The sequence below is a fragment of the Streptosporangium sp. NPDC002607 genome (genome assembly GCF_053592655.1).
Map to the genome: position 1 here is coordinate 1 of NZ_JBSFWD010000038.1, position 26,818 is coordinate 26,818.

Consider the following 26,818-nt stretch of genomic DNA (forward strand, 5'->3'; position numbering starts at 1 on the left):
CTTCCTACCGCCTACCTCACCGCCTACTACGCGCTGCACCACCTCTGCGACATCAAGGCGGGTGATCGTGTTCTCATCCATTCGGCAGGTGGCGGCGCCGCCTTGGCGACAGGGCCAGGGAGAACATCGCGGGCTGGCTCTTCGTGGCGCCGGTGGTGGTGATCCTCACCCTGTTCATGCTGCTGCCGATCCTGATGGCACTGTGGGTGAGTTTCACCGACTGGAACGGGCAGGGCAGCCCGTTCCGCGCGCAGGTGCCGTTCGTCGGCGTGGACAACTACACCGACCTGTTCACCCAGGACGACCTGGGCCGCCTGAACTTCATGACGAGCCTGCGCAACAACTTCTACTACGTGCTGATCGTGGTGCCCGCCCAGACGGTCCTGGCGCTCGGCCTGGCGCTGATCGTCAACCGCCGGATCCTCAAGGGCAAGAGCTTCTTCCGCACCGCGTTCTTCTTCCCGTCGGTGACCAGCTCGGTGGCGATCAGCGTCCTGTTCCTGTTCATCTTCAGCAACTCCGGCGCGGTCAACAGGCTGCTCGCGCTCGTCGGCGTCGACGGGCCCCCGTGGTTCTCGGACGCGCGGGGCGTGCTGCACCTGCTACTGGGCTCCGTCGGCCTGGTCGATCCCGAGGCGCCCCCCGAGGCGCTGACCGGCGGCGGCCCGTTCGGGCTGTCGTGGTGGGACTGGCTGTCCGGCCCCAGCGTGGCCATGTGCACGATCATCATCCTGGTCGTCTGGACCACCTCGGGAACGTTCATGCTGATGTTCCTCGCCGCGCTCCAGGACATCCCGGTGACCCTGGAGGAGGCGAGCATGCTGGACGGCGCCACCCTCCGCCAGCGCCTGCGTTACGTGACGCTGCCGATGCTCAAGCCCACCCTGTTCCTCGTGCTGACCCTCGGCCTGATCGCCACCTGGCAGGTCTTCGACCAGGTGTACGTGATGAGCCAGGGCAAACCCGCGAAAACCACCCTGACCCCGGCCTTCCTGTCGTACCAGACGGCCTTCAAGGAGCTGGACTACGGCTCCGGCGCGGCCATCTCGTTCATCCTGTTCGTGCTCATCGTGGTGCTGGCGGCGTTCCAGCGATGGGTCATGCGCGACAAGGACCGCGGGAACGCGAAACGCCGCACGCCGCGCCAGAGGAGGGCATGATGTCCGCGGCCGAGAATCGCCTCGTCCCCGTCCGCCCGGAGCGGCCGGGCGGGATCCGCTCGCTGGTCTCCACCTTCGGCGGGTACGCCGTCCTGGTCTTCTTCTCGCTGGTCTTCCTCTACCCGTTCGTCATCCAGGTCGCCAACTCGTTCAAGACCGCGCCCGACGCCTCGGCCAGCCCGCTCTCGCCGATCCCCGACCCGGTGACGCTGGCCGGCTTCGAGCGCGTGTTCGCCGACACCGGCATGCCGCTGTGGCTGGGCAACTCGGTGCTGGTGACCGTCGTCATCACCGTCGGCCGGGTGTTCCTCGACTCCCTGGCCGGGTACGCGCTCGCCCGGCTGCGCTTCCGCGGGCGACAGGCGCTCTTCTCGGCGATCGTCGCGATCATCGCGGTTCCGGGGGTGGTGCTGTTCATCCCGAAGTTCCTCGTGCTGAACCAGTTCGGCATCTACGACAGCTACACCGCGCTGATCCTGCCGGTGATCGCGGACGCGGCCGGCGTGTTCATCATGAAGCAGTTCTTCGAGTCGATCCCGGTGAGCGTGGAGGAGGCCGCGCGGATCGACGGGGCCGGCCGTTTCCGCATCTTCTGGTCGGTGGTGCTGCCGATGGGGCGCCCCGCCGTCATCACCCTGACGATCATCTCCTTCCAGAGCAGCTGGAACGAGTTCCCGCACACCCTGGTGGCCGTCCAGGATCCCAGCCTCTTCACACTGCCGCGCGGCCTGGCCGACCTGGTCAGCGGCTCCCTCGGGGTCGGCACCCAGTATCCGCTCAAACTCGGCGCGGCGGTGCTGGCCACCATCCCGGTCGCGATCATCTTCGTGATCTTCCAGCGTTACTTCATCCGCGGCGCCAACGAGGGGGCCGACAAGGGGTAGCGGGGGTCCCCTCGCGCTTGACCGGCCGGGACAGGGTAGGTGTGAGAGATGCTTATCTTCGGTTTGCGCACGGTGGTCCACCGGCTCGGGGTGCTGACCCTGGTCTGCCGCAACTGCGGCAACGCGGCGGCGCAGGTGCTCTCGCGGCGGGTGACCAAGTTCAGCCTGTTCTTCGTCCCGCTGTTCCCGGTGCGGACGAGGTACGGGATGCAGTGCACCTTCTGCGCGGCCTCGTACGACGTCCCCAAGGAGGAGGCGGAGCGGCCGGCGGTCCGCTGACCACCGCGTCCGGCGTGGCCACGTGGCCGGTGCGCGGCGGAGAGTCCCGGCACCGCCTCACTCCCGGAGACCGAACCCCCGCGGTCACCACGCGGGCACGCCCTGAGCAGCCGCCCTGCCAAGAACACATAGCGACATATCAGACTAAAGAATGGAATTATCACCAACAAGCAAAGAAGTGTTAATTATTTATATTTATAGTGATTCTGCTTTACGGTGCCGATTCAGCTGCCGCCCGGACGGGGCCCGTACGCCGCACGCGGATGCCGTGGGCGTCGGCGCGCTGGAGGCCGCCGGCGTCCACATTGGAGATCGGGATCAGGCCCTTGACCACGCCTTTCTTACCGTTTCCGGTCAGCTTGACGATCAGCATTCCCGGGTCGGTTCCGTGGGAGGAGTGCGGGTCGCCGGAGAGCGGGATCGGCCCTCGCGTCGAGGCGAAGGCCCAGTCGTGGTCGGGCGAGACGGCGAAGAGGTCGACCGTCGGGTCCGCGCTGAACCGGGAGACGAGGTCGACGGTGCCGACATGGGCGCCGGTCGCCCCGTCGAAGACCTCGGCGACATTGGCGGCGCGGTCACCGGCCCAGACGTAGCGCTCCTCGTCGGAGGCGAGGACGCCGTGCGCGTCGCGGTCGGGCGAGTCGTCGTTGAAGAGCGACTGGACCGCCGGGGTGTTCGGCGGGTTGGCCGGTGAGTAGCCGCTCATCGGCAGCCGGAAGACGCTGAACTGGTCGAGGTGGTTGGGCGTGCCACCGCCTCCGTTCCCGAAGACCTTCCCCTTGGCCTCGATGAACCCGCAGCCGTTCGCGGGGATCCTGCTCGCGTCGTACTCCCCCACGATCGACATCGGCGTCGTGCGCCAGTCGACCACGAGCATCCCGCCGCCCCGGAGACTGACGAAGACCGGGCCGTTGTCCGAGGCGATGAACGGGCAGATCGGCGCGTTGTCCGGGCGGAGCTGGGGTGCCTGGCACGGTATCCCGTTCGGGGTGGTGCATCCGGCCAGGTCGACCGTCGCGGCCGGCTGCTGGACGAAGGCGCCGGACGCGTAGTCGGTGCTGATGCGCTCCAGCTTCTTGCCGTTCTGGTTGGAGACGACGAGGTACTTGTCGTCCTCGGTGGGCCAGAGGGCATGGGCCTGCCGGACCCCTCCCGCCCCGGCCTCGGTGAGGAAGCAGGCGAGCGGCTGCCGGGCGGCGGCGTCGAAGACGACCACGTGACCGCTGGCGACGAAGGCGAGCGCGGCGTGGGTGTCGGCCTTGTTGAAAACAATCATGTGGGGACGTACGGGGACGCTGCCGGTGCTCGCCAGGCAGAGGGACGAGGTCGCACCGCTCAGGTCTATGACGTGGACGGGCCGCGCGGCCGACAGCCGGTGGGTGACCTCGGCTCCGGAGTACACGTTGACCGCGCCGCCGTAGGAGAGCCCGTCGGTGTTGGACTGGTCGACCAGCCACACCTCGTACGACTTCCCCGCCGGTGCCTGGGGCGGCGCGGCCGCTCCCAGGACGAACAGCACCAGCACCGCGACGATCGCGACCCGCCACTTCCCCATACGCCCTCCAAGGTCGTTCCAGCCGGAACATCTCCATATCCCTTCCGACCACGCTGCTTTCTACTTTCAATCCCAGAACGCCATAAGTCCAGAAATTGCTTGAACTAAAGGAAGTCAGGCGAAAAAACCTAATATTGCAGATATCGGCCACAAATCCGGCAACAAACGACACCCGTCGGCTATCGGGAATTGCATATACAGATATTTCGGTGTATAGCCAGTGGCCTGGCGGCACCTCACGCGACGCCCCCGGATCTGGCGGCCGATATATTGGCGGTCATGAACTCGCTGGTCCGACGCCCTCTGGGCCAGACCGGTCTGACCGTGACACCTGTCGGTCTCGGCCTGGCCGCACTCGGCCGTCCCGCCTACATCACACTCGGCCGCGCCGAGGACCTCGGCGACGACCGCGACATCGCCGTGATGCGGTCACGCACCTGGGCCGTACTCGACGCCGCCTGGGCGGCGGGGGTGCGCTACCTCGACACGGCGCGCTCGTACGGGCGGGCGGAGGAGTTCCTCGCCGGCTGGCTGCGCGAGCGCGGGATCGCCCCGGGAGCGGTCACGATCGGTTCGAAGTGGGGATACGCCTACGTCGGCGACTGGCGTCTGGACGCCGAGCGGCACGAGGTGAAGGAACTCACCGCCGACCGGCTGCGCGTCCAGTTGGAGCAGACACGCGCGCTGCTCGGCGAGCACCTGTCGCTCTACCAGATCCACTCGGCGACCGTGGAGAGCGGCGTGCTCGACGACGAGGACGTGCTCGACCGGCTGCGCGCGCTGCGGGCCGAGGGAGTGGCGATCGGTCTGTCGACGAGCGGGCCGCGCCAGGCGGACACGATCGATCGGGCGATCGGAGCCGGGCTGTTCGACACGGTGCAGTCGACGTGGAACCTGCTGGAGCGCTCGGCCGGTGAGGCACTCGCGCGGGCGCACGAGGCGGGGCTGGGCGTGATCGTCAAGGAGGGCGTGGCGAACGGCCGGCTGACCGCCCAGGCGGCACCCGCCGCACTCCTGGCCGCCGCGCGCGAGCGGGACACCACACCGGACGCGCTCGCGCTGGCCGCCGTACTGGCACGGCCGTGGGCCGGGGTGGTGCTGAGCGGCGCGGTCTCGGCCGGGCAACTGCGCGACAACCTCGGCGCGGTCGAGACCGGCTGGGACCATGAGCTCGACGAGCGGCTCGCCGGACTGGCGGAAACCCCGGAGAGCTACTGGGCCGAGCGCGGCGCGCTTCCCTGGAGCTGATTCCACCTCCGCCGGCAGTACCCGACGACCGGCCCTCTTACCGGGGAACGGCCCCCCGCCGCGCTTTACGAGCCACCGAACCACGCGGATCCCGGCGTCACCGGGAAGGCCGCGCCGATCAGGAGCGTACCGATGACGATCGTGAGGGCATAGGCCTCGAGCGGGACGAGGTCGCGTTCGCCGTAGTGGGCGCGGCTGCCCGCGAAGAGGGTGAGAAAGCATTTCATCACCGTCATCCCGTTGACGCCGACGACACCGAGCAGCACGGGCCAGGCCGGCGGGAAACCGGTGACCGAACCGTGGACCAGCAGGTGATCACCGGCGAATCCGAGGGACGGCGGGAAACCGACGCCCGCGAGGCCGCACAGCAGGAACGCGACGGCCAGGCGCGGGGTCCTGGCGAAGTTCCCATCGGGGGTCGCCAGTGACAGCGGTCCCCGCCGAGCCTCCAGCGCGGCGAGGGACATCGCGAATCCCGGCAGGGCCAGGGCCGACGCCTGCCAGGTCAGCAGCGCCCCGGACACCGCGATCGGTGAATCGCCGCCGAGCCCGAACACGACCAGCCCGCCCTGGCTCATCATGAGGAAGGCCAGCGCCCGCCTCGCCCTGTCCTGCACCACCGCGAGCACCGCGGCCGCGACGGCGGTCAGGACACCGAGCGAGGCGACCTCCTGCGCGGGGAACGCGGAGAGCAGGTCGAGCCGGGTGAGCATGCCGAGCGGTGCGATGCCGAACGCGACCACCACCCCCATCGGAGCCCGCTCGACAAACCTGGGGTACCAGCCGTGCGCGGGCACCAGGGCGAGCCTGATCACGAGCGCGAGGGCGACAAGTATCGCCCCCGCCTCCTCGTGGCCGGTCGCCGCCAGCGCGGTGCCCGCGCCGAGGAGCAGCACGCCGGGCACGTGGTAGGCGGCGAACAGGCGGGCGAGCCCGTCGTCGCACCGGCGCAGTTCGGCCCAGACCAGCCAGGCCGAGAGCGCCCACAGCGCGACCGTCGCCCCGCCCTGCCCCACGGCCCCGAAACCCGACGAGGCGGCCAGCAGGCGCAGTATCCGGGCCAGGGTCGCCGGCGGGTGTTCGGCGAGCGGGCTCATCGCGACCACCAGCAGGCCGGCCAGGCAGGTCAGGATGCCCGCGAACCTGGCGGCACCGTCCGGCACGACCGCCACGAGCAGGCCCCACAGGTGACCTCCGGTGAGCGGGGCGAGCAGGCCCGCCAGGGGCGGCGCGGCGGACAGCGTCGCGACGGAGGCGGCGGCGGTGGCGCAGACCACCGCGACGTGGCGCGCGCGCCGCCGGTCAACGGTCCTGGCGACGGCGCAGGACGCGGCCAGGAGAACGGCCGCCACCAGCAGCGGAACCAGTGCGATCATGACTTCCGCTCCCCTCGGCCACAGCTCAGCCACCGCGCCCAGCGATCGTCCAGCGAGTCGGCCCGCCGGACCAGTCGCACGAACCCGCCCACCGCGTAGTCCCGCAGCCAGGCGTCGAAGTAGCCCCTTTCCAGCGCGTACCGGTACAGCCATGCCTGCGCCGCCCGGGGAATCAGGCGCTCCAGGTGCTTTCCGGTACGCGGTAGCGGCCCGTTCGTCATCCGCTCCAGGTGGTGATGGTCGTGGATCAGGCTGGGCGAGCGCAGGATCTGGGCGCTGCGCGACACGGCGTGCGCGACCAGGTGTGCCAGCGCGAGGTAGCGCAGCCCCAGTCCGACCTCGACCATGATCATTCCGATCTGGGTCATCGAGGCGTAGGCCAGCGCGCTCTTGATGTCCGTCTGGACACGTCCGGACAGGGTGACGTGGACGGCGGTCAGCGCGCCGACGGCGACCACCGCGATCCGCGCCGCCGTCGCCCCCGCCCACACGGACTCGGTGCGCAGCAGCAGGTACGGGCCCATGCTGACGGAGACCGCTCCGTAGCAGATGGCGCTCGACGGCGTCGGCCCCTCCATGGCGCGGGGCAGCCATCCCCCGAGGGGCACCTGCGCGGCCTTCCCCATCGCCGCCCACAGCAGCAGGATCCCGATCAGGGCCGCGTCCTGAGTGGTCGCGGGCGCCTCGAAACCCGCCCACCCTCCGTCGCGCAGGACGCCGGTGACCGTGGACACGCCGGTGGTGTGGTGCAGCCACACGACGGCGGCCGGCAGCCCCACATCGCACGCCCGGTAGGTCAGGAACGCACGCAGGGCGTGTTCCACCGGCCTTTTCCGCTCGTGGAAGAAGGCGATCAGCAGCGCCGAGGCCAGCCCCGCGAGTTCCCAGCCCGCGAAGGCGAGCTCAAGCGCGCCCGACAGGGCGACGGTCTCGACGCCGACCCCGAACAGGGCGAGAAGCAGGTAGAACCGCAGGTATCCCGGCTCCCTGTGCAGGTACCGCTGCGAGAAGACACCGATGAGACCCACCAGGAGCGCCGTGAGGGCGGCGAAGGGAAGCGAGAGCCGGTCACCCACGAGCAGCAGGTGGAACCCGTACTCTCCGCCGCCGAACCAGGCGCCCGCCGGCATCGTCACCGGCACCGTCAGGGCACGGTCGCCGCGCGTCACGGTGACGGCGAGCACGAGCGCTGACACCGTCGCGAGCCCGAAGGCCACGGTGACGATCGTTGAGACGGTCCGCTCAGCGCGTACCCGGCCCCACCAGGCGAGTGCGGCCAGGAGCAGGAACGCGCCGAGGGGCAGCCCGGCGATCGCGATCAGCAGACACCGGTGTATCGCGAGGCTCACCGCGGCTCCCGGGTCCGCTGCCCGTGACCCGCCGGCTCGTGCCCGACGACAGGGGCACCGATCGGGTCGAACACGTCGCAGGCCTCGGGGGGTTCCGCCTCGAAGGCGGCCATCGCGTGGGCGCAGCCCAGATGGCCGCGCTCGCCCGCGTAGAACCGCGCGGAGCGGTCCACCACGGGGAACGCGGTGGTCTCCGGAATGTGGGGCACGAAGGCGCCGTGGCGGAACACGCGCATCGCGCCGGAGTCCGGGCTCCACGCCACGAGCCGGATCCAGCCGTTCGCGACGAGCCGGTTCAGGCCGGGATGGGCGCGCAGGATCGCCGCCAGGCGCTCCGGCTCGGCCTCGACGACCAGCAGCAGGCGTACCGGCTCGTGAATCTCGACCATCTGCCAGGGAAGCCCGGTCCGCAGATCCGAGGCGTGCCCGTCCATCACGCCGAGCAGGCCCGTGATGTTGTGCGGAAGCTTCGTCCCGCAGCCGTAGCCGACGGGGTCGACGTGGCTGAAGTAGTACTCCAGGTTGATGCCGGCGCAGACCGGCCCCGCCGCGAGGAGCAGGCCCGCCAGGAGTTCCCCCGAGGGATCACCGTCCGGGTCGTAGGAGACGAGGAAGGCCCGCCGGTCAAGGAAGAGCCCGCGGGTCCGCGAGCGCCGCCCCACCACGCACACCGCGTTCGTGGCGTGCCCGTACTCGGGCCGGGGTTGCCCGAGGTCCACGGCGCGGGTCCCGACGTGGACCGGCGCGTCACCGGGCGAGAGGTCCGCGGGCGCGGACTCGAAACGGCGGGACCGCTCGTGCGCGGCCAGGACACACGCGGCGGCCACGGCCTGCTGAGCCCTGCCGACCTCCGCGCGGCACCGCTCGGGCACCAGGTCCTCGTCGTAGTAGGTCATCGAGTCGTCGCAGGTGTCGTGGTACGCGCCCACGAACCAGGTGCCCTCCGGCAGGTGGATCCCCCGATCGCGGAGGTTCGCGCGCACCCCCGGGTGGTTGGCCATCGCGGCGAACGCGCGCGCGTTCGGACCGCCACGCCCGCCACCGGTGGCGCCGCAGTCGTGCGCGGACTCGTGCGGGTTGTTGAGGCTGGACGAGCCGTGCCCGACGACCAGCACCACGGGGCACAGAGCCCGGCCGAGCCCGGTGGTCCGCAGGACCGCCGACACCACGTCGGCCATCTCCGATACGGAGTAACCCCTGAGCGGGCCGTCACCGCTCGTGCCCGTGAGGACCCGTTCGACGGCCAGCCGGGTGACGGGCCCGGCAGCCGCGCCGGCCCCGAGCCGCCGGGACCAGCTGTGGGACAGGCGAGGGAGAAGGCAGCGGCCGAACAGGCCGAACAGGTGGGCGAGTCCACCCACCAGCGCGAGCGCGCCACCGCGCACCAGGGTCCTGTTCCCCACCGCGATCAGCCGTCCCCAGGCGCCCCGGCGACGGCGTGAGCTCTCGCGCCGAGGGGGCCACGTCCCGCCGACCGGCTCCTCCACGACCAGATGCCGGGGCGTGACACCGACCGGGCAGAGAGGGCGCGGACGCACGTCCTCCAGCCCCCGGTAGATCATGGCGACTCCGAAGAAACCGGCGTAGCCGAAGGTCTCGGCCCGCGGGAAGTGCTCCTCCAGGTGCCGTCGCAGCGACTCCTCTCGCTCGTCTATGCAGAACACGGCCTGGAACACGGGACGGGGTGACCTTCTCGTCGCGGCGAGCGCGTGGTGCGCGGCGAGCGCGTCGAGCACCCCGATCCGATGGCGCCGCTCGTAGGCGAGGTGCAGCAGGCGGCGCCGCTCGATCCCGTCGAAGGACCTGACCTCCGCCAGCCAGGCCGCCGCATGCCCGGCGTCGGCGAACACCGCGGTGTCGACCGGCATGATCTGGGCCAGGACGAACGCCTCGTACACCAGTTCCAGGTCGGGCTCCGGAGCGAGCCGGGGAGGCCGATCGACGTCGGTGAGCGCGGCGCGACCGCCGAGGCGCTCGGCCACCACGTGGCGGGCCGCGTACGCGTCGAGGATGAGCTGCACGGCCAGGTGGTCGACCAGCCGTGCGGGACGCGCCTCGACCGGCGAGCGGTCGGGCCGGTGCTCGAACTGGCGCGTCATGCCCGCCCAGCCGCGCAGCGACAGCAGGGTGGCCTGGATCACGGCCGCCCAGTCCCGTTCGGGCACCGCCAGTTCGCCAAGGGCCCACGCGACGGTCCGCTCGGCCGTCCAGGACTCCGCCTCCTGCCGCCTCAGCTCGGCGGCCAGTCCGCGAAGGAACCGGTCGGGCGGGCCCCCGCCCCGGCCGTAAAGCCGCCGGAAGGCGCCGAGAAAGCCCCGTTCTCGTTCCGGCATCGGCCAGTAGGCGACCCCCTGGTCCAGAAACGCCGCGCAGAGCCGGATCATCAGCGGGTGGACGAGTTCGTCGGGGTCCGCTCCGGTGACGGCGAGGATCCGGTCACGCGGGCGCGGCGACGGCCGTCCGGCCTCTCTCGGGGGTGGCGCCACCCGTTTCAGCCGGTTCCAGAGTCGTTCGAGCAGCTGCTCCACCGGTGCCCGCGCGCCCGATCCGGGCACCGCCGGCCCGCGCCGGTCTCGCCGGGCCTGTCGTAGCAGCTCGGCGCGGCGCCGCTCGCCGATGTGGACGGTGAACCGGGACAGCTGGGGCGTCTCGTGGAGCAGCCGGCGCAGCGCGGGGCCCCTGGGGACGTCGAGCAGGTGCCGGAGCCGTAGGGCGTGGAACTCGCGGCGTGTCGGGCCGCCCGGCACGATCGGGATGTCGTCGCCGGTCACCGGCCCGACGACCGCGTCGAGGTCTCCGCGCTGGATCCGCCCCGAACCCAGGTGGCCGTGGAAGGCCGCCTCGCTCTGGAAGGGTTCGGTGCCGAACAGCCGCGCCGCGCGGACGACGGCCTTCTCGAAGGGCAGGTGTTCGAAGGCGTGCAGGGTGTTGTGGTGGACGAACGTCTGCAACGGCGCCTGCCCGGGCAGCAGGCTCGCCGCTCGCGCCACCATGTCCGCCACGGCGACACGTCGGTCCTCCCTGACCGGGTACATGACCATACCGATGTGGTTCATGCCCGCCTCCTGCGCCTGGTGGCATGCGGATGGGACGAGACGGGCCACAGCCGGTCGAGCCCTCGGAAGGTGAGGGTGGCCGCGGGCCACTCCCTGGACATCGCGTCGGTTCCGGCCAGGAAGGTGTGGTCGACCACCGCGGCGTCCTTGAGATCGATGACGATCTCGGTGATGTCCTCACCGTCGCCGCCGGCGCGCCTCACCGTACGCCGCAGGGGCAGCAGAGCCGTGAAGATGGCGGCGCCGGGAATGCTGACGTGCAGCACCTGACCGGTACGGACGGCCTGCGCGCGAGGGTGGAAGAAGGCCGGGACGGGCACCCCGCGCAGCAGGTGCAGGACGAACTTCGCGGCGAGCCCGGCCGCGACGCCGACGAGCAGGTCGGTGGCGAGCGTGACGAGCATTGTGATCAGGAACAGGGCCAGCTGGTCGAGGCCGACCCTCCTGGCGTGGCGGAACTCGCGGGGCGCGGCGAGCCGGGTCCCGGTGTAGACGAGCATGGCCGCCAGGACGGCGAGGGGAATGATCTGGAGCAGCCCGGGGGCCAGGCTGACGAACAGCAGCAGGAAGGCTCCGTGGAAGAAGTTGGACCGGCGCGAGACGGCACCGGCGTCGATGTTGGCCCTGCTCCGGACGATCTCGGAGATCATCGGCAGGCCACCGACCAGGGACGACACCAAATTGCCCCCGCCGAGGGCGAGCAGGTCGCGGTTGAGGTCGGCGGGGCGCCTCCCCGGTGCCATGGAGTCGACCGCGAGCACCGTGAGAGTGGACTCGATGGTGCCGATCAGGGCGAACATCACCACGTACTTCAGCGAGGTCATCGTGAGAAGCATGGAGAAGTCGGGGAAGGCGACGGCGTCGAGCAGGGTGTCGGGGAGCCGGACGAGATACTCGGGGCCAAGGTGGTAGGTCATGGCCATGAAGCGGTAGTCGTGCGGGCTGTGCAGGTCGAACAGCAACCCGACCGGCACGGTCACGGCGAGCACGACCAGCGGGGCGGGCACGATGTGGGCCCACCGGGCGCGGATCAGCGGCAGGCCGAACAGGATCGCCAGTGACACCGCGCCCAGCAGCAGGATGCGGGGGTTGGCGTGGGCGAGGCTGTGTGGAATCTCGGCGATCAGGTCGAAGGGGCGCTCGCCATGGGGTTTCACCCCCAGCATGACGTGCGTCTGCTTGGCGATGATGATGACCCCGATCGCGGCGAGCATGCCGTGCACGACCGAAGGGGACATGGCCACACCGACGCTGGCCACCCGGCACAGCGCGAAGACGATCTGGATCAGCGCGGCGGCGACGCCGACGGCCAGCGCCCGCCGGTATCCGGCGGCGAGGTCGCCTTGGCCGAGTTCCTGGACCGCGCCCAGCGCGATCACGATGAGGCCGGCGGCCGGGCCCTTGATGGTCAGCGGGGCGCCGCCGAGCAGGCTGACCAGGACGCCCCCGATGATCGCCGTCAACACACCGGCGACCGGCGGGAACCCGCTGGCCAGCGCGATTCCCAGACAGAGCGGGAGGGCGATAAGGAAAACCAGGAAACCGGATTTCAGATCCGCTTTCGGAAACGATTTCTGGAACGTGAACCGGCGCGCGGCCGGTAAGCGGTCATGGGTCTTCGGGTCTTGCCGTTCGGGCATCAGCGTGGTCCTCACGATGGCAGGGATGATCCACTCCGGCCGCGCTCGGCCGGATGCGGTGCGTACGGAGAGCGCCTGAGAACAGGTGCTCGGTACGCACAGGTGGACCACGGGCCCCGCCCGTCTTCGGACTCGTCTGGGACGGCTTGGTGCGGTGGAGTGTGACGGCGGCGTCCCGCGCCGGTTCACGCGTTCCGTCCGGCACGGCGCCGGAAAGGCCGTCCGCGCCGTCCAGCCGGTCGTCTTCGAACACGCACGGCCCGTCAGCGGGAAGCACGCTGAACCCGGTACCGAGCACCGCACCGATGCCGGGGATGGTTTCGGCGGCCGACGCGCTCGGGTGAGATGTGGTTTCGGCCCGGGTCGCGGTCGGCACCCCCAGCACGGCCGTCACCAGCGACATCAACAGCACGACCGCCAGCGCCGCTCTCAGCGCGCGAAGCGGCTCCGCCCACCCGCGGACCGGGACGGTCCCGGCTGTCCGCGGATTCGGTGGTCTGTCAGATGATGGCGTCACACTGGCTCCCGGCTGGGAATCCTGGCGGGTGAGGGCAGGACGAAGCCCTGCAATCTATTCGAGAAACGGCAAACGCGGCCAATATCCATGAAGCGCGATAAGCCGGTTTGCATATCCGCTTCCATGATTCCCGGCAACCGTATTCCGGTCGCCGAGATCCAGTCGGCAGCACACGCCTTCCCCGTCAGCGTCAATATAACTTTTCGCCACCAAAATAGGCGGAAGACAGCGAAGCGTTACTGGAACGTTGCCAGAATCCGATAGTCACCCAGGGCATTTATCATGATATTAGCGATATTACATAGACGCAGATCCCGAAGCTCTCTTCACACCACTGAACTGTCGCGGAAAATCCCGGGCACGCGAGTTTCGCGACGACCCGCCCCCGCCTTCTGCACGCCCCGAAGGCCGTGGACCACCGCAGGGGCCGGCAGCGAGTCCGGCACCGGCCTGCCCATCGAGGGGGTTTGCCGTGACCGTCGTGGATGTGATCCACTACATCCCATCCCATTCAGTGCGAATACCTCATGAACGGAACCGGCCCCCATGAGCACCTCTCGCGAATCAGACTGGCAGCCCGTGGAACTTGATGCCGACCGGCCGCATTCGGCCCGCATCTGGAATTACTGGCTGGGTGGAAAAGACAACTATCCCGCCGACCGCGACGCCGGCGACATGGTCGAGGGGCTCATCCCCGGCATCGTCGACTCGGCCCGGGCCGACCGGGCGTTCCTGGGCCGCTGCGTCCGCCACCTCGTCGCCGACGCCGGTATCCGCCAGTTCCTCGACATCGGCACGGGCCTGCCCACCGCCGACAACACCCACGAGGTGGCGCAGCGGATCGCCCCGGAGTCCCGGGTCGTCTACGTCGACAACGACCCGCTGGTCCTGGTGCACGCCCGCGCCCTGCTCATCAGCACCCCCGAAGGGGTCACCAACTACATCGACGCCGACCTGCGCGAACCCCACCGCATCCTGCGGGCCGCCGAGAAGACCCTCGACCTCACCGAACCCGTCGCGCTGATGCTGCTGGGGATCCTGCATCACATCACCGACGACGACGAGGCCAGGCAGGTCGTACGGGACCTGGTCGACGCCGTCCCCTCGGGCAGCCACCTGGTGATCGCGCACGCCACCGCCGAGGTCCACGGCGATGCCATGCACGAGGCGATGCGGCAGTTCATGGAGCGAGGCGGCACCCCGATCGTGGCCCGCGACCGCGACCACCTCGTCACGTTCTTCGACGGTCTGGAGTTGCTGGAGCCCGGCGTGGTGTCCTGCTCCAGATGGCGTCCGGAACACAGCCCGTGGGGCGAGCCCGATGAGGTGTCCCAGTTCTGCGGCGTCGCCCGCAAGCCCTGACGCCCCTGCCTCTCTCAGCGGCCGACCGGCCGCACACTCCGGCCCCCGTCCCAGAGGCCGGCTCGGCCCTCGACACCTGACCGGTGTGGCGGCCGCCTGAAACGATCGGGAAAATCGAGTTCATCGAGGACGCTCCGGTGTAGTCCCATACTCGTCCGGTCGTCGCCCCCGGGGCGGCCCGCCATCGCATGATCCTTCGTCAATGCCCGCACCCGATCTCAAGCACCACCTGTCGACCGTGATCCCAGATCGGTCATCACCAACCCCGTCAGGCTGCCGCACAGAGCGACATGGGAGGCCCTTCTCAATGAACCCCGCTGAGGATTCCGCCGCACCGGCTCCCGGAACCGCGCCACTCGTCGTCATGGGCGTGACCGGCTCCGGCAAGACCACCGTGGGCGCCGCCCTCAGCCGGCGGTTACGGGTGCCGTTCGCCGACGCCGACGACTTCCACAACGAGGCCAACATCGCCAAGATGTCGGCGGGCATCCCCCTCGACGACGACGACCGGCTGCCGTGGCTGCGCGCGATCGGTGCCTGGCTCGCCGACCACGCCGCCACCGGCGGGGTGGTGAGCTGCTCGGCGCTCAAGCGGAGCTACCGCGACATCCTGCGGGAATCCGCGCCGACGGTGAGCTTCGTCCATCTGCACGGCGAGATCGACGCCGTACGCCGGAGGGTCGCCGGCCGTCCGGGGCACTTCATGCCCGCCTCGCTGGTCGACTCGCAGTTCAGGACCCTGGAGCCCCTCGGGCCCGACGAGCACGGGATCGTTCTCGACTTCGCCAGGCCCGTCGGCGAGCTCGTGGACGCCTACCTCGCCGCGGCGGCCGTCCCCCGGACGCGACCGGACCCGTACCCCACCGGTCCCGCCGATCCCGGTGGCCCCCGAGACGCAGGCGAGGCCGGGAGGGCGAGGTGAGCACCGTTCTGATCATGCTCGCCGAGCCCGCCACGACCTCCCCCGGCCGGCTTGTCCCGGCCGCGCTCGCGGGCCTGTCGGTGATGCACGAGCTCGTCCCTCCCCACCCGGGACCGCTGGTTCGCCATCGACGCCCTCAAGGCCGATCTCGGTATCGCGCTGGGCCTGGGCGTGCTCATCGCCGTGCCGACCGTCGCCATCGCCGGACCACTGTTCTCCAGGTACGCCGCCCAATGGACTGAGCCTGTTCATATAACGCACGGCCCGGGACCGGATCAGCCAAGCTGAGCCGCGTCCTCTCTGGGGCGGCGCATCGTGCGCCGCAGGCGCCGGCCGGGCCGGCCGCGACGGTCAAGACGCGCCTTGGCGCTTCCAGGTCTCTGGCTTGTTCGATTCTCGCTAACTGTTGCCCGATTCTGCCTTCTCGGCCGAAGGAGACCAATGACGCCGCCATGTCCGCCGCATCGCGGGATATGCTCGCGACGCCTTATGCGACAGCCGTCGTGGTGCGGCGAGTCGCGTCGGGCAGGTAGGACATGGCCGACGCTGTGAGGTGCCTGTGGGCGGCGGTGAACTCTTCGGACGCCGTGCCGAGCTCGACCAGCTCGCCGGTTTTCTCGATGCCGCCCGGCAGCGCGGCGACACGCGGTTGCTCTGGGGCGAGCCCGGGGTGGGCAAATCCGCTCTCATGGCCGCCGTGGCAGAGCTCGCCATCACGGCGGACATGCGGGTTCTGCGAGCGTCAGGGTCGGAGTTCGAGGCGGAAGTCAGTTACTCCTGCCTCAACCAGCTGCTTCTGCCGCTGAACGCCGACATCGAGCGCCTCCCGCCCGGTCTGCGGGAGGCGTTGTCGGTGGCGCTCGGTTTCGGTGTGGGGGCGCCCACGGACGCGCTCCTGGTCTGCAACGCGACGCTCTTGCTCGTCAAGGCGGTAGCCGCCGATGCGCCGCTCGCTCTTCTGGTGGACGATGTGCACTGGATCGACCGGGCCAGCGCCGTCGTCTTGAGCTTCGTCGCCCGCCGTCTGGAGGGTACCCAGGCCGGGCTGCTGGTCTCCGCCAGAACGGGCGCGGCGAGCTTCCTGGATCCGCGGGGACTGACCGAGATGACGGTCCGGCCGCTGGACCATGAGGCGTCCGAGCGGTTGGTCGACGCTGGTTTCCCGGAGATGCCGCCGCGCGTCCGGCGACGGCTGCTCGACCTCGCCCAAGGCAATCCGCTGGCGCTGACTGAGCTGCCGTCCACGCTGCTGGGTGCTGCGTATCACCCGGTGACCCACCTTGAGGTGGTTCCGCTCAGCGACAGGCTCCAGGCGATGTTCGCCACGCGGATGGCTGATCTGCCGGAGCCGACCCGCAGGCTGCTACTGCTGGCCACGTTCGAGGGCAACGGCGACATCAGGGTGCTCAGGGCCGCCGTGGGGGCCGGGCACGGCCTGGCCGGCCTCGCCCCGGCCGAGCGGGCGCAGTTGGTACGCGTGGACGACGCCACGGCGCGGATCGCGTTCCGGCACCCGCTGATCCGGTCGGCGATCGTGGCGGTGTCCACCCACGAGGAGCGACGCAGCGCGCACCTCGCTCTCGCCGGAGCGTTGGACGTCGACCAGGAACGCCGCGCGTGGCACCTCGCGGCGGCTGCCACCGGACCGGATGAGACGGTGGCGCAGCTGCTGGAGGACTCGGCGCACCGCGTCATGCTCCGCGGAGACGCCTTCGCCGCGGTCGCGGCTCTGATCCGCGCCGCCGAACTCAGCTCGACCAGCGCGAGCCGTGGCCGGCGGCTCGCCGAGGCCGCCTACATCGGTGCCGAAGCCGGCGGCGCCGTCGAGGACGCCCAGTCGCTCCTGACGGATGCGCGCCGGTCGGACCCGGACTCGGCGGGTTCCCTGCTGGCCGCCAACGCGGCCGCCTTCCTGATGCTCAACGGAGACGGCGATGTGAACACCGCGCACCGCCTCCTGCTGGGAGCCATCGAGACCGGCGACCACGGATTCCGCGCCGACAACCCCGCCCTGATCGAAGCCATGCACACCTTGCTGCTGCTGTGCTGGTACGGCAGCGATCCGGAGTACTGGGAACCGTTCTACCGGGCGCTGCGCAGGCTGAGGCCATCGCCGCCCGACGTGCTCGCACTGGCGAGCAAGACGTTCCCCGACCCCGTACGCACCGCGGCTTCGGCCCGGCCGGCGATCGACGAAATCCTCCGCACCCTCCCCGACGAGGGGGATCCCACGCGCATCATGCGGATTGGTACGGCATCGGTCTACCTGGACCGCCTGGCCGACTGCCGCGAGTCCTCATGGCGCCTGGTCCAGCAGGGGCGGAACGGCGGAGCACCCCGCCGGCACCTCGGCGCCCTGATGCACCTGTGCCTGGACGACTACCTCGTCGGCCGGTGGGACGAGGCCGAGGAACTCGCTCTGGAGGGGCATCGGGTCTGTGACGCCAGCGGCTTCTCGTTCTTCGAGTGGTATTTCCTGTACAACAGGGCGATCATCGCCGCCGGCCGGGGCCGTTTCGACGAGGCGTACACACTGGCCGACGAGATCACGCACTGGGCGCTGCCGCGCGGTGTGTCGGCTGCGGCCCTGTTCGCGCACCATCCGCGCGCCCTGGCTGCGCTGGGCCGGGGCGACTACGACGCCGCCTTCCGGCACGCCGCCGCGATGAGCCCGCCCGGCGTCCTGGCCTCGCATGCACCGCACTGCACCTGGGTCATGTTCGACCTGGTCGAGGCGGCGGTGCGAGTCGGACGCACGGTCGAGGCCAGGGCGCACGTAGAGGCGATGCGGGCTGCCGACGTGGCCTCGCTGTCGAGCAGGATGGCGCTGATCCAGGCCGGCGCGGAGGCTCTCGTTCTCGATGACGACGCGGCGATGTCGCGGCTGGAGGCTCTGCTGGCCAGTCCCGCGAGCGAGCGGTGGTTGTTCGACGCGTCGCGGGTACGGCTCGCGTTCGGCGAGAGGCTCCGCCGTGGCCGATCGGCGTCGGAGGCTCGTCGGCAGCTGCTCCTCGCCTGTGACGGGTTCGCCGCCATGGGCGCGGAGCCGTGGCTGGCGCGCACCCGGAGCGAGCTGAGCGCGGCCGGCCACCGGCAGGTTGACGTGCCGTCGGGTGGTCCGACCGCCCTGACTGCGCAGGAGGCTCAGATCGCGCAGCTGGCGGCGAGCGGTCTGAGCAACAAGCAGATCGCCGAGCGCCTGTACCTGTCGCACCGAACGGTCGGCGCGCATCTGTACCGGATCTTCCCCAAGCTTGGCGTCACCTCCCGCGCGGGGCTCAGGGATGCGCTGTCGTCGCATCCCGACGAGTCGCGGCCGCCTGCGCGCTGAGCGCGTCAGCCTGGCTCTCCTTCTCTTCGAGCAGCCGCTCCAGCAGTTGCCGGGTGGTCGGATCGCTGTTCCCGACCCAGCGCACCGCCTCCTGCAGGGTCTGGACGAGGATCCGCGCCGTGAGGAGATCCTGCGTAACGATGCCCGTGAGGTCCCCGTCGGGGAAGGTCTGGAAGGTGACGCACGACCGGGCGGACAGGTGCTGCGGGTCGTAGTCGGCGGCGAAGCCGAGCTGCCAGATCCGCGCCGCGAGCAGCCTGGCCCCACCACGGTCCTGGTCCGCGCAGGCGTGGAGAAACTCGGAGATCGGCCGGTATGACGGCGCGCGGACGAGGTGCGCATGCTGCTCGTACTGCAACGAGGAGACGACCAGGCTCACCAGCAGCACGTTGAGCAGACGTGCGACAGCCGTCAGCTCAGCACGGTTCGACGGGGTCACCGGCCCGTCCTCCAGATCGAACAGGGCACGGTCCCGGACCTCGCGCTTGGACAGCTGCTCTGGGCTTGGAAGCCTCGTCACACCCTCGATGGTGAGACACAGAGTCGCACCGAGGCATCTGTCATATGACCTAATCGCCCAGGGGCGGTGGTCCCTGGACAGGCCGTTTTCCAGAGGCGTGACTCCACCCGCAAGTAGGTCGCCTGCCCCGGGAAAGGCCGTGAACTCGGAGTCGAGTGACTGATGTGGGGCCGCCCGGGCGGCGCCGAAAGTGGGGCGTGAGACAAGCGAACAGCGCACCACAGTGAGGAGGTCGTCCCCATGTCTGTCGGCCATGGATTTCACGCGACGATGACGGCGCAGCCGGGTAAGGGCGACGAACTGGTCCAGCTTCTGCTCAACGCACCGTCACTACCGAACAAGGACTGCGTCGTGTTCCTGGTCAGCCGTTCGTCCGGCAACCGGGACGTCGTGCACGTCACGGAAGGGTGGGTCAGCCGGGAGGCGCACGCAATGTTCTTCGCCACCCAGCAGGCGCAGGCGTTGGTCGCACGCCTCCAGTCGCTGCTCGCCGGCGAGTCCGAATACGCCGACGCGGTACCGGTCGGCGGCAAAGCCGCTTTCTGAACCTGAACCAGGAGGAGTTCATCGTGACATTGGCCAGACCCGACCTCGATCCCGAACTGCGGGAGCTTCTTGCGGACATGCCCCTGGTATCCCGGCTCGACCCCGAGATGCTCGCCCAGATGCGCCACCTGTCCGTGACATCGGTGGAGCCGTACCTCGAGGGTCGCGCGATCGACCGGCGCGAGGTGACGGTGACCGGCCAAGACGGCGCCCAGATCCCCCTGTCGATCTTCACCCCCGGCCGTTCCACGGCGGCGGCGCCGTGCGTCTACTGGATCCACGGTGGCGGAATGATCATGGGTGACCGGTTCTCGAACATCGACATCCCGCTGGAATGGCTCGAACTGTTCGGCGCCGTCGTGGCCACCGTCGACTACCGGCTGGCACCGGAGGCAACCGGCTCGACCTTGGTCGAAGACTGCTACCAGGGCCTGCTCTGGATCGCCGAGCACGCTGGCGAGCTCGGTATCAACCCGGGGCGCATCATCGTCGCGGGGGCCAGCGCCGGCGGTGGTCTCGCTGCCGGGCTCGCCCTTCTGGCGCGTGACCGCGGCGCCCCCGCCATCGCCGCGCAGGTGCTGATCTGTCCCATGCTCGACCATCGCAACATCACCGTCTCCAGCCACCAGTTCTCCGGCGACCCCGGTGTCTGGACCCGCGAGATGAACGAGTTCGGATGGCGATCGGTCCTCGGCCCCCTGGCCGACCAGGCTGTGTCCATCTATGTCTCACCTGCGACCGCCGGCGACCTGTCCGGCCTGCCGACCACCTACATCGACGCCGGCACGGCAGAGGTCTTCCGCGATGAGGACGTCACCTACGCAACCAGGATCTGGGCGGCCGGCGGCCAGGCAGAGCTGCATGTCTGGGCGGGCGGCTTCCACGGATTCGACGCGCTCTACCCCCATGCCCGGATCTCCGCCACCGCCCGCCGTACCCGCAACGACTGGCTCGCCCGCGTCCTGACCCCCGCCTCGCCGGACGAGGCCCTTCAGCCAGCACAAGGGGCCAACCGATGAGCGCCGTCAACCGTGCCGCGTTCCTGCGAGAGTTCCTCCGGTCCCCCTTCACCGTCGGCGCTGTCGCGCCGAGCGGTGAGCCGTTGGCCGACTTGATCGCCTCGCCCATCCCACGCGACGGTGACCCGCTCGTCGTCGAACTCGGCCTCGGTACAGGCGCGCCCGCTGGTCCCCGATGGACGCGCACGCGTCGCATGACCTGGAGGGGTGACCATGGGTGTGAAACGTGGACACGACAACGTTCGCTCCACCGGTGAGGACCATCGTGCGACGCCCTTCGAGTTGTTCTTCGACCTGGTCTACGTCTTCGCGATAACGCAGCTCAACGGCTATATGGCCCAGCAGCACAGCGCTCCCGGCGTGCTCCGGGGGCTGCTGATGCTCGCACTGTTGTGGGGCACCTGGTCCGGCTACACCTGGCTGGGCAACCACTCACGAGCCGACCAGGGTCTGCCGCGGGCGGGAATGGCCGTCGCGATGACGGCGATGTTCGTCGTCGGCCTGACCATCCCCGAAGCATGGGACGACGAGCCGGGCGGCCTGAACGGTCCTGTGGTGCTGGTGGGCGCCTGCCTGCTGGTCCGCTGGGTGCACCTCGCGGTCTTCGCGGTGGCCGCGACCGGTGACGCCGGGCTGCGACGGCAGATCGCGATCACCTGGCTGCCCATGCTGACGAGCGCGGTTCTGCTGGTGTCCGGGGCGCTGCTCGGGGGCTGGACACAGGTGCTTCTGTTCTCCGTCGCCCTCCTGGTGGACTGGGTCGGCATCTACCTCACGGCTAGGCACGGCCAGTGGCGGCTGCACAGCCCGGCCCACCTGAGCGAGCGTCATGGCCTGTTCGTCATCCTGGCCATCGGCGAGTCGTTCCTGGCCATCGGCGTCGGCGCCGCCGACCGGCCCATGAGCGGGGCCCTGCTGCTCGCCGCCGTCCTCGGCGTCGCCGTCGCGGTGTGCCTGTGGTGGCTGTACTTCGAGGTGGTGGCACGTGCGGCCGAGCACCGGCTCGGACGGGCACGAGGCGAAACGAGGCTGCGCCTGGCTGTCGAGGCCTACACCTACGGGCACCTGCCTCTCATCGCCGGCATCCTGCTCACCGCCCTGGGTGTGGAGGGCGTGCTCGCACACGCCGGGGACAGCCGGCCGCTGGGCGTGTTCTCCGCGCTCGCTCTCTTCGGTGGCTTCACGCTGTACCTCGTCGGGCATCTGCTGTTCGAGCGCCGCATGCACCACACGCTGAGCCGCCCCCGGCTGCTGGCGGCCTGCGCCATCCTTGCGGCCACGCCGGCTGCCGTCGTCCTGCCGCCGCTGGCTGGGCTGGCGGGACTGGTGACCCTCCTGATCACTCTGATCGTCGTCGAGACCACCCGGTACGCGCGCGAGCGGGCCGGCCGCGACGCATGCGCCGCCAGCCCCCTGCCATCCGGCCTCACGCGCCCGGGCATGCCGCGCCTGAAGGAAGGAAGACCATGACCAACGACACCCGCAGTGTGATCTCGCTGCGCGTCAACGACGCGACACATCGTTTGTGCCTCGACAATCGCAGGACGCTGCTCGACGCGTTGCGCGAGGACACCGGCCACACCGGGCCGAAGAAGGGCTGCGACCACGGCCAGTGCGGCGCCTGCACCGTGCTACTGGACGGCAGGCGGGTGCTGTCCTGCCTGACGCTTGCGGTCGCCGCCGAGGGCGCCGAGGTCACAACCGTCGAAGGCCTCGCCGGTGACGGCGAGCTGCGGCCGATCCAGCAGGCTTTCGTACGGCTCGACGGGTTCCAGTGCGGTTACTGCACGTCCGGGCAGCTCTGCTCGGCCGTCGGGATGCTGGCCGAGCATGCGGCGGGCTGGCCCAGCGCGGTCACCGCCGATCTCTGCCCGGACGGCCCGGCGCCGGCGTTGGACGCGGCAGAGGTGCGCGAGCGGATGAGTGGCAACCTGTGCCGCTGCGGCGCGTACCCGTCGATCGTGCGCGCGATCCTGGAGGAGGCCCGATGAAGGAGTTCGCCTATCAGCGCGCCTCGGGGATCAGTGAGGCGCTCAGACTGGTCGCCGGGAACGACGACGTCCGCTACCTCGGCGGCGGCACGAACCTCGTCGACCTGATGAAAGCCGGTGTCGAGTCCCCCACCCGGCTGGTGGACGTTCGTTTCCTTCCGCTGGACGGCATCCGGCAGGTACCCGGCGGTGGGCTGGAGATCGGTGCGACGACGACCAACAGCGATCTCGCCGCCCACCCCGAGGTGCGGCGCCGGTATCCGGCGCTGAGCCAGGCAGTGCTGGCGGGCGCGTCAGGCCAGCTGCGCAACATGGCCACGGTGGCAGGGAACCTGTTGCAGCGGACCCGGTGCTCCTACTTCGCCGACCCCTCGCAACCGTGCAACAAACGCGCCCCCGGCAGCGGATGCTCAGCGATCGCCGGCGCGCACCACAACCACGCCGTCCTCAGCTGGTCGCCGCACTGCGTGGCCACGAACCCGTCGGACATGGCGGTCGCGCTGGCCGCGTTCGACGCGGTCGTGCGCTACGAGACCCTCGACGGCGCCGGGGACATCCCACTGGAGGAGTTCTACCTGCCCATCGGCGACACGCCAGAGCGGGAGACGGCGTTGCCGCCCGGAGCCCTGATCACCGCGGTGCGTCTCCCGGAGTCCGCCATCTCGCCGCTCTCGCGGTATCGGAAGGTCCGCGAGCGCGCGTCGTACGCCTTCGCGACCGTGTCCATCGCCGCCGACCTGGACATCCGCGACGGGGTGGTGCGCAGCTCGCGGATCGCCCTCGGCGGGGTCGCGTCGCGGCCCTGGCGCGCCAGGACCGCCGAGAGCCTGCTGCTGGACGGCCCCGCCACCGCCGACCGGTTCCGGACGGCCGCCGAAGCCGAGCTGGCCGCCGCCGAGCCGTTGCCCGGCAACGCCTACAAGGTGACGCTGGCGCGCAATCTCATCGTGGCCGTCTTGACCGACCTGGCGGCTTCGCCGTACTGAAGGAGATCACCCATGAACGCTGAATCCTCGGTCCCGACGGCCGCGGGAGCCGTCGGGGCCGCGCGGCCCCGCGTCGAGGGCCGAGCCAAGGTCACCGGCGGCGCCCGCTACTCCGCCGACGAGCCGGTGCCGGGCCTGGCCTTCGGCGCAGTCGTCGTCTCCACCATCACCCGCGGGCGCGTCCTCGACATCGACGTCGCGGCCGTTCAGGACATGCCCGGCGTGCTGGGCGTGATCGACCACAGGAATGCGCCCCGGCTCAACCCGGAAGCAGGGCACTTCTTCGGTCCGGACGGAGGGCTGCGACTCCTGCAGGATGACGTGATCCCGCACGCGGGCCGCCCCATCGCCCTCGTGGTGGGCGAGACGCCCGAACAGGCCCGTGCCGCCGCCCAGGCGCTGCCGGTGGTCTATGACGTGCAACCGCATGACACGGAGTTCTTCTTCGGCCACCCGGCGGGCCGTCCGGCATCGGCCCTCTTCGACGGGCCCGTGGACGTCGGCGATGTGGACGCCGAGCTGGCCGCCTCCGCGGTAGTGGTCGACGAGAGGTACGGCACGCCCGAGGAGCACTGCAGCGCCATGGAGCCGCACTCGGCGACCGCCTGGTGGGAGGGAGAACGCCTGCAGGCCGTCGACTCCAACCAGGGGCCGTACCAGATCGCCGTCACCCTGGCCACGCTCTTCTGCCTGCCTCCGGAGCGGGTGCGTATCCGTGTCGAGCATGTCGGCGGAGGCTTCGGGTCCAAGGGCATGTGCGGGCCGCAGCTGATCCTGGCCGTGATGGCCGCGACGCGGTTCGGGCGGCCCGTGCGGGTCACGCTCACCCGCGACCAGGTGTTCCTGGCCACCGCGCAGAGGCCGGCCACGGACCAGGTGATCCGGATCGGAGCCGATGCCGATGGGCGCCTGCGGGCGATCGACCACGTGGCCGCGTTCGAGCTGTCCCCGCTCGCGGAGTACATCGAGGGGTGCACCGAGCTCACCAAGACGCTCTACGCGGCGCCCGCGATCCGCACCCGGCTCACGGCGGTTCCGCTCGACATCCTGCCGCCGTACTCCATGCGTGCCCCCGGCGCGGCGCCCGGCTCGTTCGCGCTCGAATCGGCCATGGACGAGCTGGCGGAGCGCCTGGAGATGGACCCGCTCGAGCTCAGGCTGCGCAACGAGCCCGTCGTCGGTCCCGTGTCCGGACTGCCGTTCAGCAGCCGGAATCTGGTCGCGTGCCTGCGCCAAGGCGCACGCCGGTTCGGCTGGGCAGATCGCGACCACCGGCCGCGGATGCGGCGGGAGGGATCCCTGCTCGTCGGCACCGGGCTGGCCGCCACCTCCTTCAGCACCGGGGCGTTCCCCTCTACGGCGTCCATCACGGCCGAGCCGGACGGCACCTTCACCGTGGTCGTCGCCGCCACCGACCTGGGCACGGGCGCCCGCACCGCGCTGACCGCGATCGCCGCCGATGCGCTGGAGGTCGGCGTGGAGAAGATCGGGCTTCGGATCTCCGACAGCGACCTCGGCCCCGCGTGGAGCGCGGGCGGGTCCCGCGGGACCGCGTCCTGGGCGTGGGCGATCACCGAGGCCGCGGCGAAGATGCGCGGCCCGGAACGGCCGGCGACGGTCACGGTCGACACGACGCACCTGCTCGGCGAGCTGCCATCCAGGGAACGACACGCCTACAGCGCCGTCTTCGCCGAGGTCACCGTCGACCCGGCGACCGGTGAGGTGCGCGTGCGGCGGCTGCTCGGGCTGTTCGCCGTGGGCCGGGTGATCAACCCGCTCATGGCCCGCAGCCAGGTCATCGGGGGAATGGTCGGCGGGCTGTCCATGGCTCTGCACGAAGAGGGCGTCCGTGACCCGGTCTCGGGGCGGCACGTCAACCCTGACTTCGCCGGCTATCACATCGCCGCACACGCCGACGTTCCCGACATCGAAGCCGAATTCGTGCCTGACCACGAACCCGGCCTCCCCATGGGAGTCAAAGGTGCTGGTGAGATCGGGAACGTCGGCACTGCGGCTGCGATCGCCAACGCTGTCTGGCATGCCACCGGGGTCCGGCAGCGGCAGCTGCCGATCCGTCTCGACCGCGTCCTGGAGGACTGACCACTACGGAACTCAGCTCGTGGCGCGCAGGCGCATGGCGTCCTGGCTGGGGGATGCCCCGAACTGGCGACGGTACTCGCGGCTGAACTGCGACGGACTGTCGTAGCCCACGCGGCGGCCGACAGCGGCGATGTCGGCGGGAGCCGCCGCAAGCTGGAGTCGCGCCTGCTGGAGCCGGATCTGTTTCTGGAACTGGATCGGGCTCATCGCGGTGATTGCATGGAAGCTCCGGTGGAAAGCGGAGACGCTCATCCCCGCCAGCTTGGCCACGTCCTCGACCCGGAACGGCTGTGCGTAGTGGTCACGGATCCACTGAACAGCGCGCGCGATGTGGCTGAGGCTGCTGTCAGGCAGGCCGAACTGGCGGATGACGGGGCCCTGGTCGCTGGTGATGAGCCGCCAGAGAATCTCTCGTTTGATGAGGGGCGCGAGGACGGCGATGTCTTGGGGGCGGTCGAGCAGGCGCACCAGGCGGACGACGGCGTCGAGGAGTTCGGCCGAAGCGGTGCTGACGGCCAGGCCCGGCGGAGCGTCGTCACCGAGCTCCGGGAGGTCACCGGGAGCCGCCTGCAGCAGTACCTCGGCGACGGTGGCCGGATGCAGGGTCAGCCCGACCCCGAGCCCCGGCAGCTCCGGGCTGGCTTTGGCGAAGTGGGCGGTCACCGGCAGGTCGACCGAGGCGACGAGATACTGCCCCTCCCGGTACTCGTAGACCGTGTCGCCCAACGCGAACCGTTTCACTCCTTGCGCGACCACAGCAAGCACCTTGCCGTAGGTCGTCGGCGTCGGCGGCTGGGGGTGTTCGGCCTTGAAGATCAGCATGTCCTCGATGGAAGTCCGCAGATCAGGCCGAGCATGGCGGTTGAGAAGATCGCGTAATTCGTCGAGGACCACGATCCCGATTCAAGCAGCACCCGCGGACCGCGACAATCATTCGCGATGAGCACGGACATCGCGCGCAGGAGTGGGTCCGCCAG

21 protein-coding genes are annotated in these 26,818 nt (G+C 70.3%); 14 read left to right on the forward strand and 7 right to left on the reverse strand.

Going from position 1 to position 26,818, the window contains the following annotated elements:
- Nucleotides 1-155 precede the first annotated feature (155 nt).
- From ACWD3H_RS33340 to ACWD3H_RS33350, 3 genes are read left to right on the forward strand one after another with little or no spacing between them, the layout of a single operon-like run.
- Entirely contained in the window at nucleotides 156-1,160 is a 1,005-nt protein-coding gene (locus ACWD3H_RS33340; protein WP_451957807.1) for a carbohydrate ABC transporter permease, read from the forward strand.
- A complete protein-coding gene (locus ACWD3H_RS33345) occupies nucleotides 1,157-2,044 on the forward strand; it encodes a carbohydrate ABC transporter permease (RefSeq protein ID WP_451957808.1) in 888 nt (295 codons plus the stop codon). The genes ACWD3H_RS33340 and ACWD3H_RS33345 overlap by 4 nt, the downstream gene beginning before the upstream one ends.
- Nucleotides 2,045-2,092: 48 nt before the next feature.
- On the forward strand, nucleotides 2,093-2,323 hold the full coding sequence (locus tag ACWD3H_RS33350; protein WP_451957809.1) for a zinc-ribbon domain-containing protein: 231 nt from the start codon (nucleotides 2,093-2,095) through the stop codon (nucleotides 2,321-2,323).
- A 211-nt stretch (nucleotides 2,324-2,534) separates the two neighbouring features.
- Here ACWD3H_RS33350 and ACWD3H_RS33355 read toward each other — a convergent pair whose 3' ends face one another.
- Entirely contained in the window at nucleotides 2,535-3,878 is a 1,344-nt protein-coding gene (locus tag ACWD3H_RS33355; protein WP_451957810.1) for a hypothetical protein, read from the reverse strand.
- 279 nt (nucleotides 3,879-4,157) lie between these two features.
- On the opposite strand from ACWD3H_RS33355, the gene ACWD3H_RS33360 reads away from it, so the two are divergent.
- Entirely contained in the window at nucleotides 4,158-5,126 is a 969-nt protein-coding gene (locus ACWD3H_RS33360; protein WP_451957811.1) for an aldo/keto reductase, read from the forward strand.
- A 65-nt stretch (nucleotides 5,127-5,191) separates the two neighbouring features.
- Here ACWD3H_RS33360 and ACWD3H_RS33365 read toward each other — a convergent pair whose 3' ends face one another.
- The 4 genes from ACWD3H_RS33365 to ACWD3H_RS33380 are packed head-to-tail and all read right to left on the reverse strand — an operon-like array spanning nucleotide 5,192 to nucleotide 12,547.
- On the reverse strand, nucleotides 5,192-6,502 hold the full coding sequence (locus ACWD3H_RS33365; protein ID WP_451957812.1) for a proton-conducting transporter transmembrane domain-containing protein: 1,311 nt from the start codon (nucleotides 6,500-6,502) through the stop codon (nucleotides 5,192-5,194).
- Complete coding sequence (locus ACWD3H_RS33370) at nucleotides 6,499-7,851, reverse strand: proton-conducting transporter transmembrane domain-containing protein (protein WP_451957813.1); 1,353 nt, start codon at nucleotides 7,849-7,851, stop codon at nucleotides 6,499-6,501. The genes ACWD3H_RS33365 and ACWD3H_RS33370 overlap by 4 nt, the downstream gene beginning before the upstream one ends.
- Nucleotides 7,848-10,907: a YbcC family protein gene (locus ACWD3H_RS33375; RefSeq protein ID WP_451957814.1), complete on the reverse strand. Its 3,060-nt coding sequence runs from the start codon at nucleotides 10,905-10,907 to the stop codon at nucleotides 7,848-7,850. Before ACWD3H_RS33375 ends, ACWD3H_RS33370 begins: the two co-directional genes overlap by 4 nt.
- Nucleotides 10,904-12,547, reverse strand: a complete 1,644-nt coding sequence (locus tag ACWD3H_RS33380) for a SulP family inorganic anion transporter (protein ID WP_451957815.1) — start codon at nucleotides 12,545-12,547, stop codon at nucleotides 10,904-10,906. Before ACWD3H_RS33380 ends, ACWD3H_RS33375 begins: the two co-directional genes overlap by 4 nt.
- A 1,096-nt stretch (nucleotides 12,548-13,643) precedes the next feature.
- Here ACWD3H_RS33380 and ACWD3H_RS33385 point away from each other — a divergent pair.
- From ACWD3H_RS33385 to ACWD3H_RS33400, 4 genes are all read left to right on the forward strand, one after another.
- Nucleotides 13,644-14,426: an SAM-dependent methyltransferase gene (locus tag ACWD3H_RS33385; protein ID WP_451957816.1), complete on the forward strand. Its 783-nt coding sequence runs from the start codon at nucleotides 13,644-13,646 to the stop codon at nucleotides 14,424-14,426.
- A 307-nt stretch (nucleotides 14,427-14,733) separates the two neighbouring features.
- Nucleotides 14,734-15,348: a gluconokinase gene (locus ACWD3H_RS33390; protein WP_355551104.1), complete on the forward strand. Its 615-nt coding sequence runs from the start codon at nucleotides 14,734-14,736 to the stop codon at nucleotides 15,346-15,348.
- 171 nt (nucleotides 15,349-15,519) lie between these two features.
- Nucleotides 15,520-15,636: a hypothetical protein gene (locus ACWD3H_RS33395; protein WP_451957817.1), complete on the forward strand. Its 117-nt coding sequence runs from the start codon at nucleotides 15,520-15,522 to the stop codon at nucleotides 15,634-15,636.
- Between the two features lie 271 nt (nucleotides 15,637-15,907).
- Nucleotides 15,908-18,679 (forward strand): AAA family ATPase, encoded by a 2,772-nt coding sequence (locus ACWD3H_RS33400; protein ID WP_451957818.1) that lies wholly within the window; start codon nucleotides 15,908-15,910, stop codon nucleotides 18,677-18,679.
- On the opposite strand, the gene ACWD3H_RS33405 is transcribed toward ACWD3H_RS33400, so the two are convergent.
- The gene (locus ACWD3H_RS33405) at nucleotides 18,627-19,199 is read right to left on the reverse strand and encodes a ferritin-like domain-containing protein (protein ID WP_355551096.1); all 573 of its coding nucleotides are present in this window, start codon (nucleotides 19,197-19,199) and stop codon (nucleotides 18,627-18,629) included. The genes ACWD3H_RS33400 and ACWD3H_RS33405 overlap by 53 nt on opposite strands.
- A 240-nt stretch (nucleotides 19,200-19,439) precedes the next feature.
- Here ACWD3H_RS33405 and ACWD3H_RS33410 point away from each other — a divergent pair, with 240 nt between their 5' ends.
- From ACWD3H_RS33410 to ACWD3H_RS33435, 6 genes are all read left to right on the forward strand, one after another.
- Nucleotides 19,440-19,745, forward strand: a complete 306-nt coding sequence (locus ACWD3H_RS33410; RefSeq protein ID WP_355551094.1) for a putative quinol monooxygenase — start codon at nucleotides 19,440-19,442, stop codon at nucleotides 19,743-19,745.
- A gap of 23 nt (nucleotides 19,746-19,768) precedes the next feature.
- Nucleotides 19,769-20,764 (forward strand): alpha/beta hydrolase, encoded by a 996-nt coding sequence (locus tag ACWD3H_RS33415; protein WP_451957819.1) that lies wholly within the window; start codon nucleotides 19,769-19,771, stop codon nucleotides 20,762-20,764.
- A 213-nt stretch (nucleotides 20,765-20,977) separates the two neighbouring features.
- The gene (locus ACWD3H_RS33420) at nucleotides 20,978-22,234 is read left to right on the forward strand and encodes a low temperature requirement protein A (protein ID WP_451957820.1); all 1,257 of its coding nucleotides are present in this window, start codon (nucleotides 20,978-20,980) and stop codon (nucleotides 22,232-22,234) included.
- Nucleotides 22,231-22,755, forward strand: coding sequence for a (2Fe-2S)-binding protein (locus ACWD3H_RS33425; RefSeq protein ID WP_451957821.1), 525 nt, complete (start codon nucleotides 22,231-22,233; stop codon nucleotides 22,753-22,755). Before ACWD3H_RS33420 ends, ACWD3H_RS33425 begins: the two co-directional genes overlap by 4 nt.
- Nucleotides 22,752-23,741 carry an FAD binding domain-containing protein gene (locus ACWD3H_RS33430; RefSeq protein WP_451957822.1) on the forward strand — a complete coding sequence of 330 codons (990 nt, stop codon included), beginning with the start codon at nucleotides 22,752-22,754 and terminating at the stop codon, nucleotides 23,739-23,741. Before ACWD3H_RS33425 ends, ACWD3H_RS33430 begins: the two co-directional genes overlap by 4 nt.
- Before the next feature lie 12 nt (nucleotides 23,742-23,753).
- Entirely contained in the window at nucleotides 23,754-25,841 is a 2,088-nt protein-coding gene (locus ACWD3H_RS33435; protein WP_451957823.1) for a xanthine dehydrogenase family protein molybdopterin-binding subunit, read from the forward strand.
- Between the two features lie 12 nt (nucleotides 25,842-25,853).
- Here the strand turns inward: ACWD3H_RS33435 and ACWD3H_RS33440 are convergent, their stop codons facing one another.
- Nucleotides 25,854-26,735, reverse strand: a complete 882-nt coding sequence (locus ACWD3H_RS33440; RefSeq protein ID WP_451957824.1) for an AraC family transcriptional regulator — start codon at nucleotides 26,733-26,735, stop codon at nucleotides 25,854-25,856.
- Between the last annotated feature and the right edge of the window lie 83 nt (nucleotides 26,736-26,818).

Excerpts from the sequence above, each read along its gene's own strand:
- ACWD3H_RS33345 (WP_451957808.1), top strand. The coding sequence starts at position 1,157 with ATGATGTCCGCGGCCGAGAATCGCCTCGTCCCCGTCCGCCCGGAGCGG.
- ACWD3H_RS33350 (WP_451957809.1), top strand. The coding sequence starts at position 2,093 with ATGCTTATCTTCGGTTTGCGCACGGTGGTCCACCGGCTCGGGGTGCTG.
- ACWD3H_RS33355 (WP_451957810.1), bottom strand. The coding sequence starts at position 3,878 with ATGGGGAAGTGGCGGGTCGCGATCGTCGCGGTGCTGGTGCTGTTCGTC.
- ACWD3H_RS33360 (WP_451957811.1), top strand. The coding sequence starts at position 4,158 with ATGAACTCGCTGGTCCGACGCCCTCTGGGCCAGACCGGTCTGACCGTG.
- ACWD3H_RS33365 (WP_451957812.1), bottom strand. The coding sequence starts at position 6,502 with ATGATCGCACTGGTTCCGCTGCTGGTGGCGGCCGTTCTCCTGGCCGCG.
- ACWD3H_RS33375 (WP_451957814.1), bottom strand. The coding sequence starts at position 10,907 with ATGAACCACATCGGTATGGTCATGTACCCGGTCAGGGAGGACCGACGT.
- ACWD3H_RS33380 (WP_451957815.1), bottom strand. The coding sequence starts at position 12,547 with ATGCCCGAACGGCAAGACCCGAAGACCCATGACCGCTTACCGGCCGCG.
- ACWD3H_RS33390 (WP_355551104.1), top strand. The coding sequence starts at position 14,734 with ATGAACCCCGCTGAGGATTCCGCCGCACCGGCTCCCGGAACCGCGCCA.
- ACWD3H_RS33410 (WP_355551094.1), top strand. The coding sequence starts at position 19,440 with ATGTCTGTCGGCCATGGATTTCACGCGACGATGACGGCGCAGCCGGGT.
- ACWD3H_RS33420 (WP_451957820.1), top strand. The coding sequence starts at position 20,978 with ATGGGTGTGAAACGTGGACACGACAACGTTCGCTCCACCGGTGAGGAC.
- ACWD3H_RS33425 (WP_451957821.1), top strand. The coding sequence starts at position 22,231 with ATGACCAACGACACCCGCAGTGTGATCTCGCTGCGCGTCAACGACGCG.
- ACWD3H_RS33430 (WP_451957822.1), top strand. The coding sequence starts at position 22,752 with ATGAAGGAGTTCGCCTATCAGCGCGCCTCGGGGATCAGTGAGGCGCTC.
- ACWD3H_RS33435 (WP_451957823.1), top strand. The coding sequence starts at position 23,754 with ATGAACGCTGAATCCTCGGTCCCGACGGCCGCGGGAGCCGTCGGGGCC.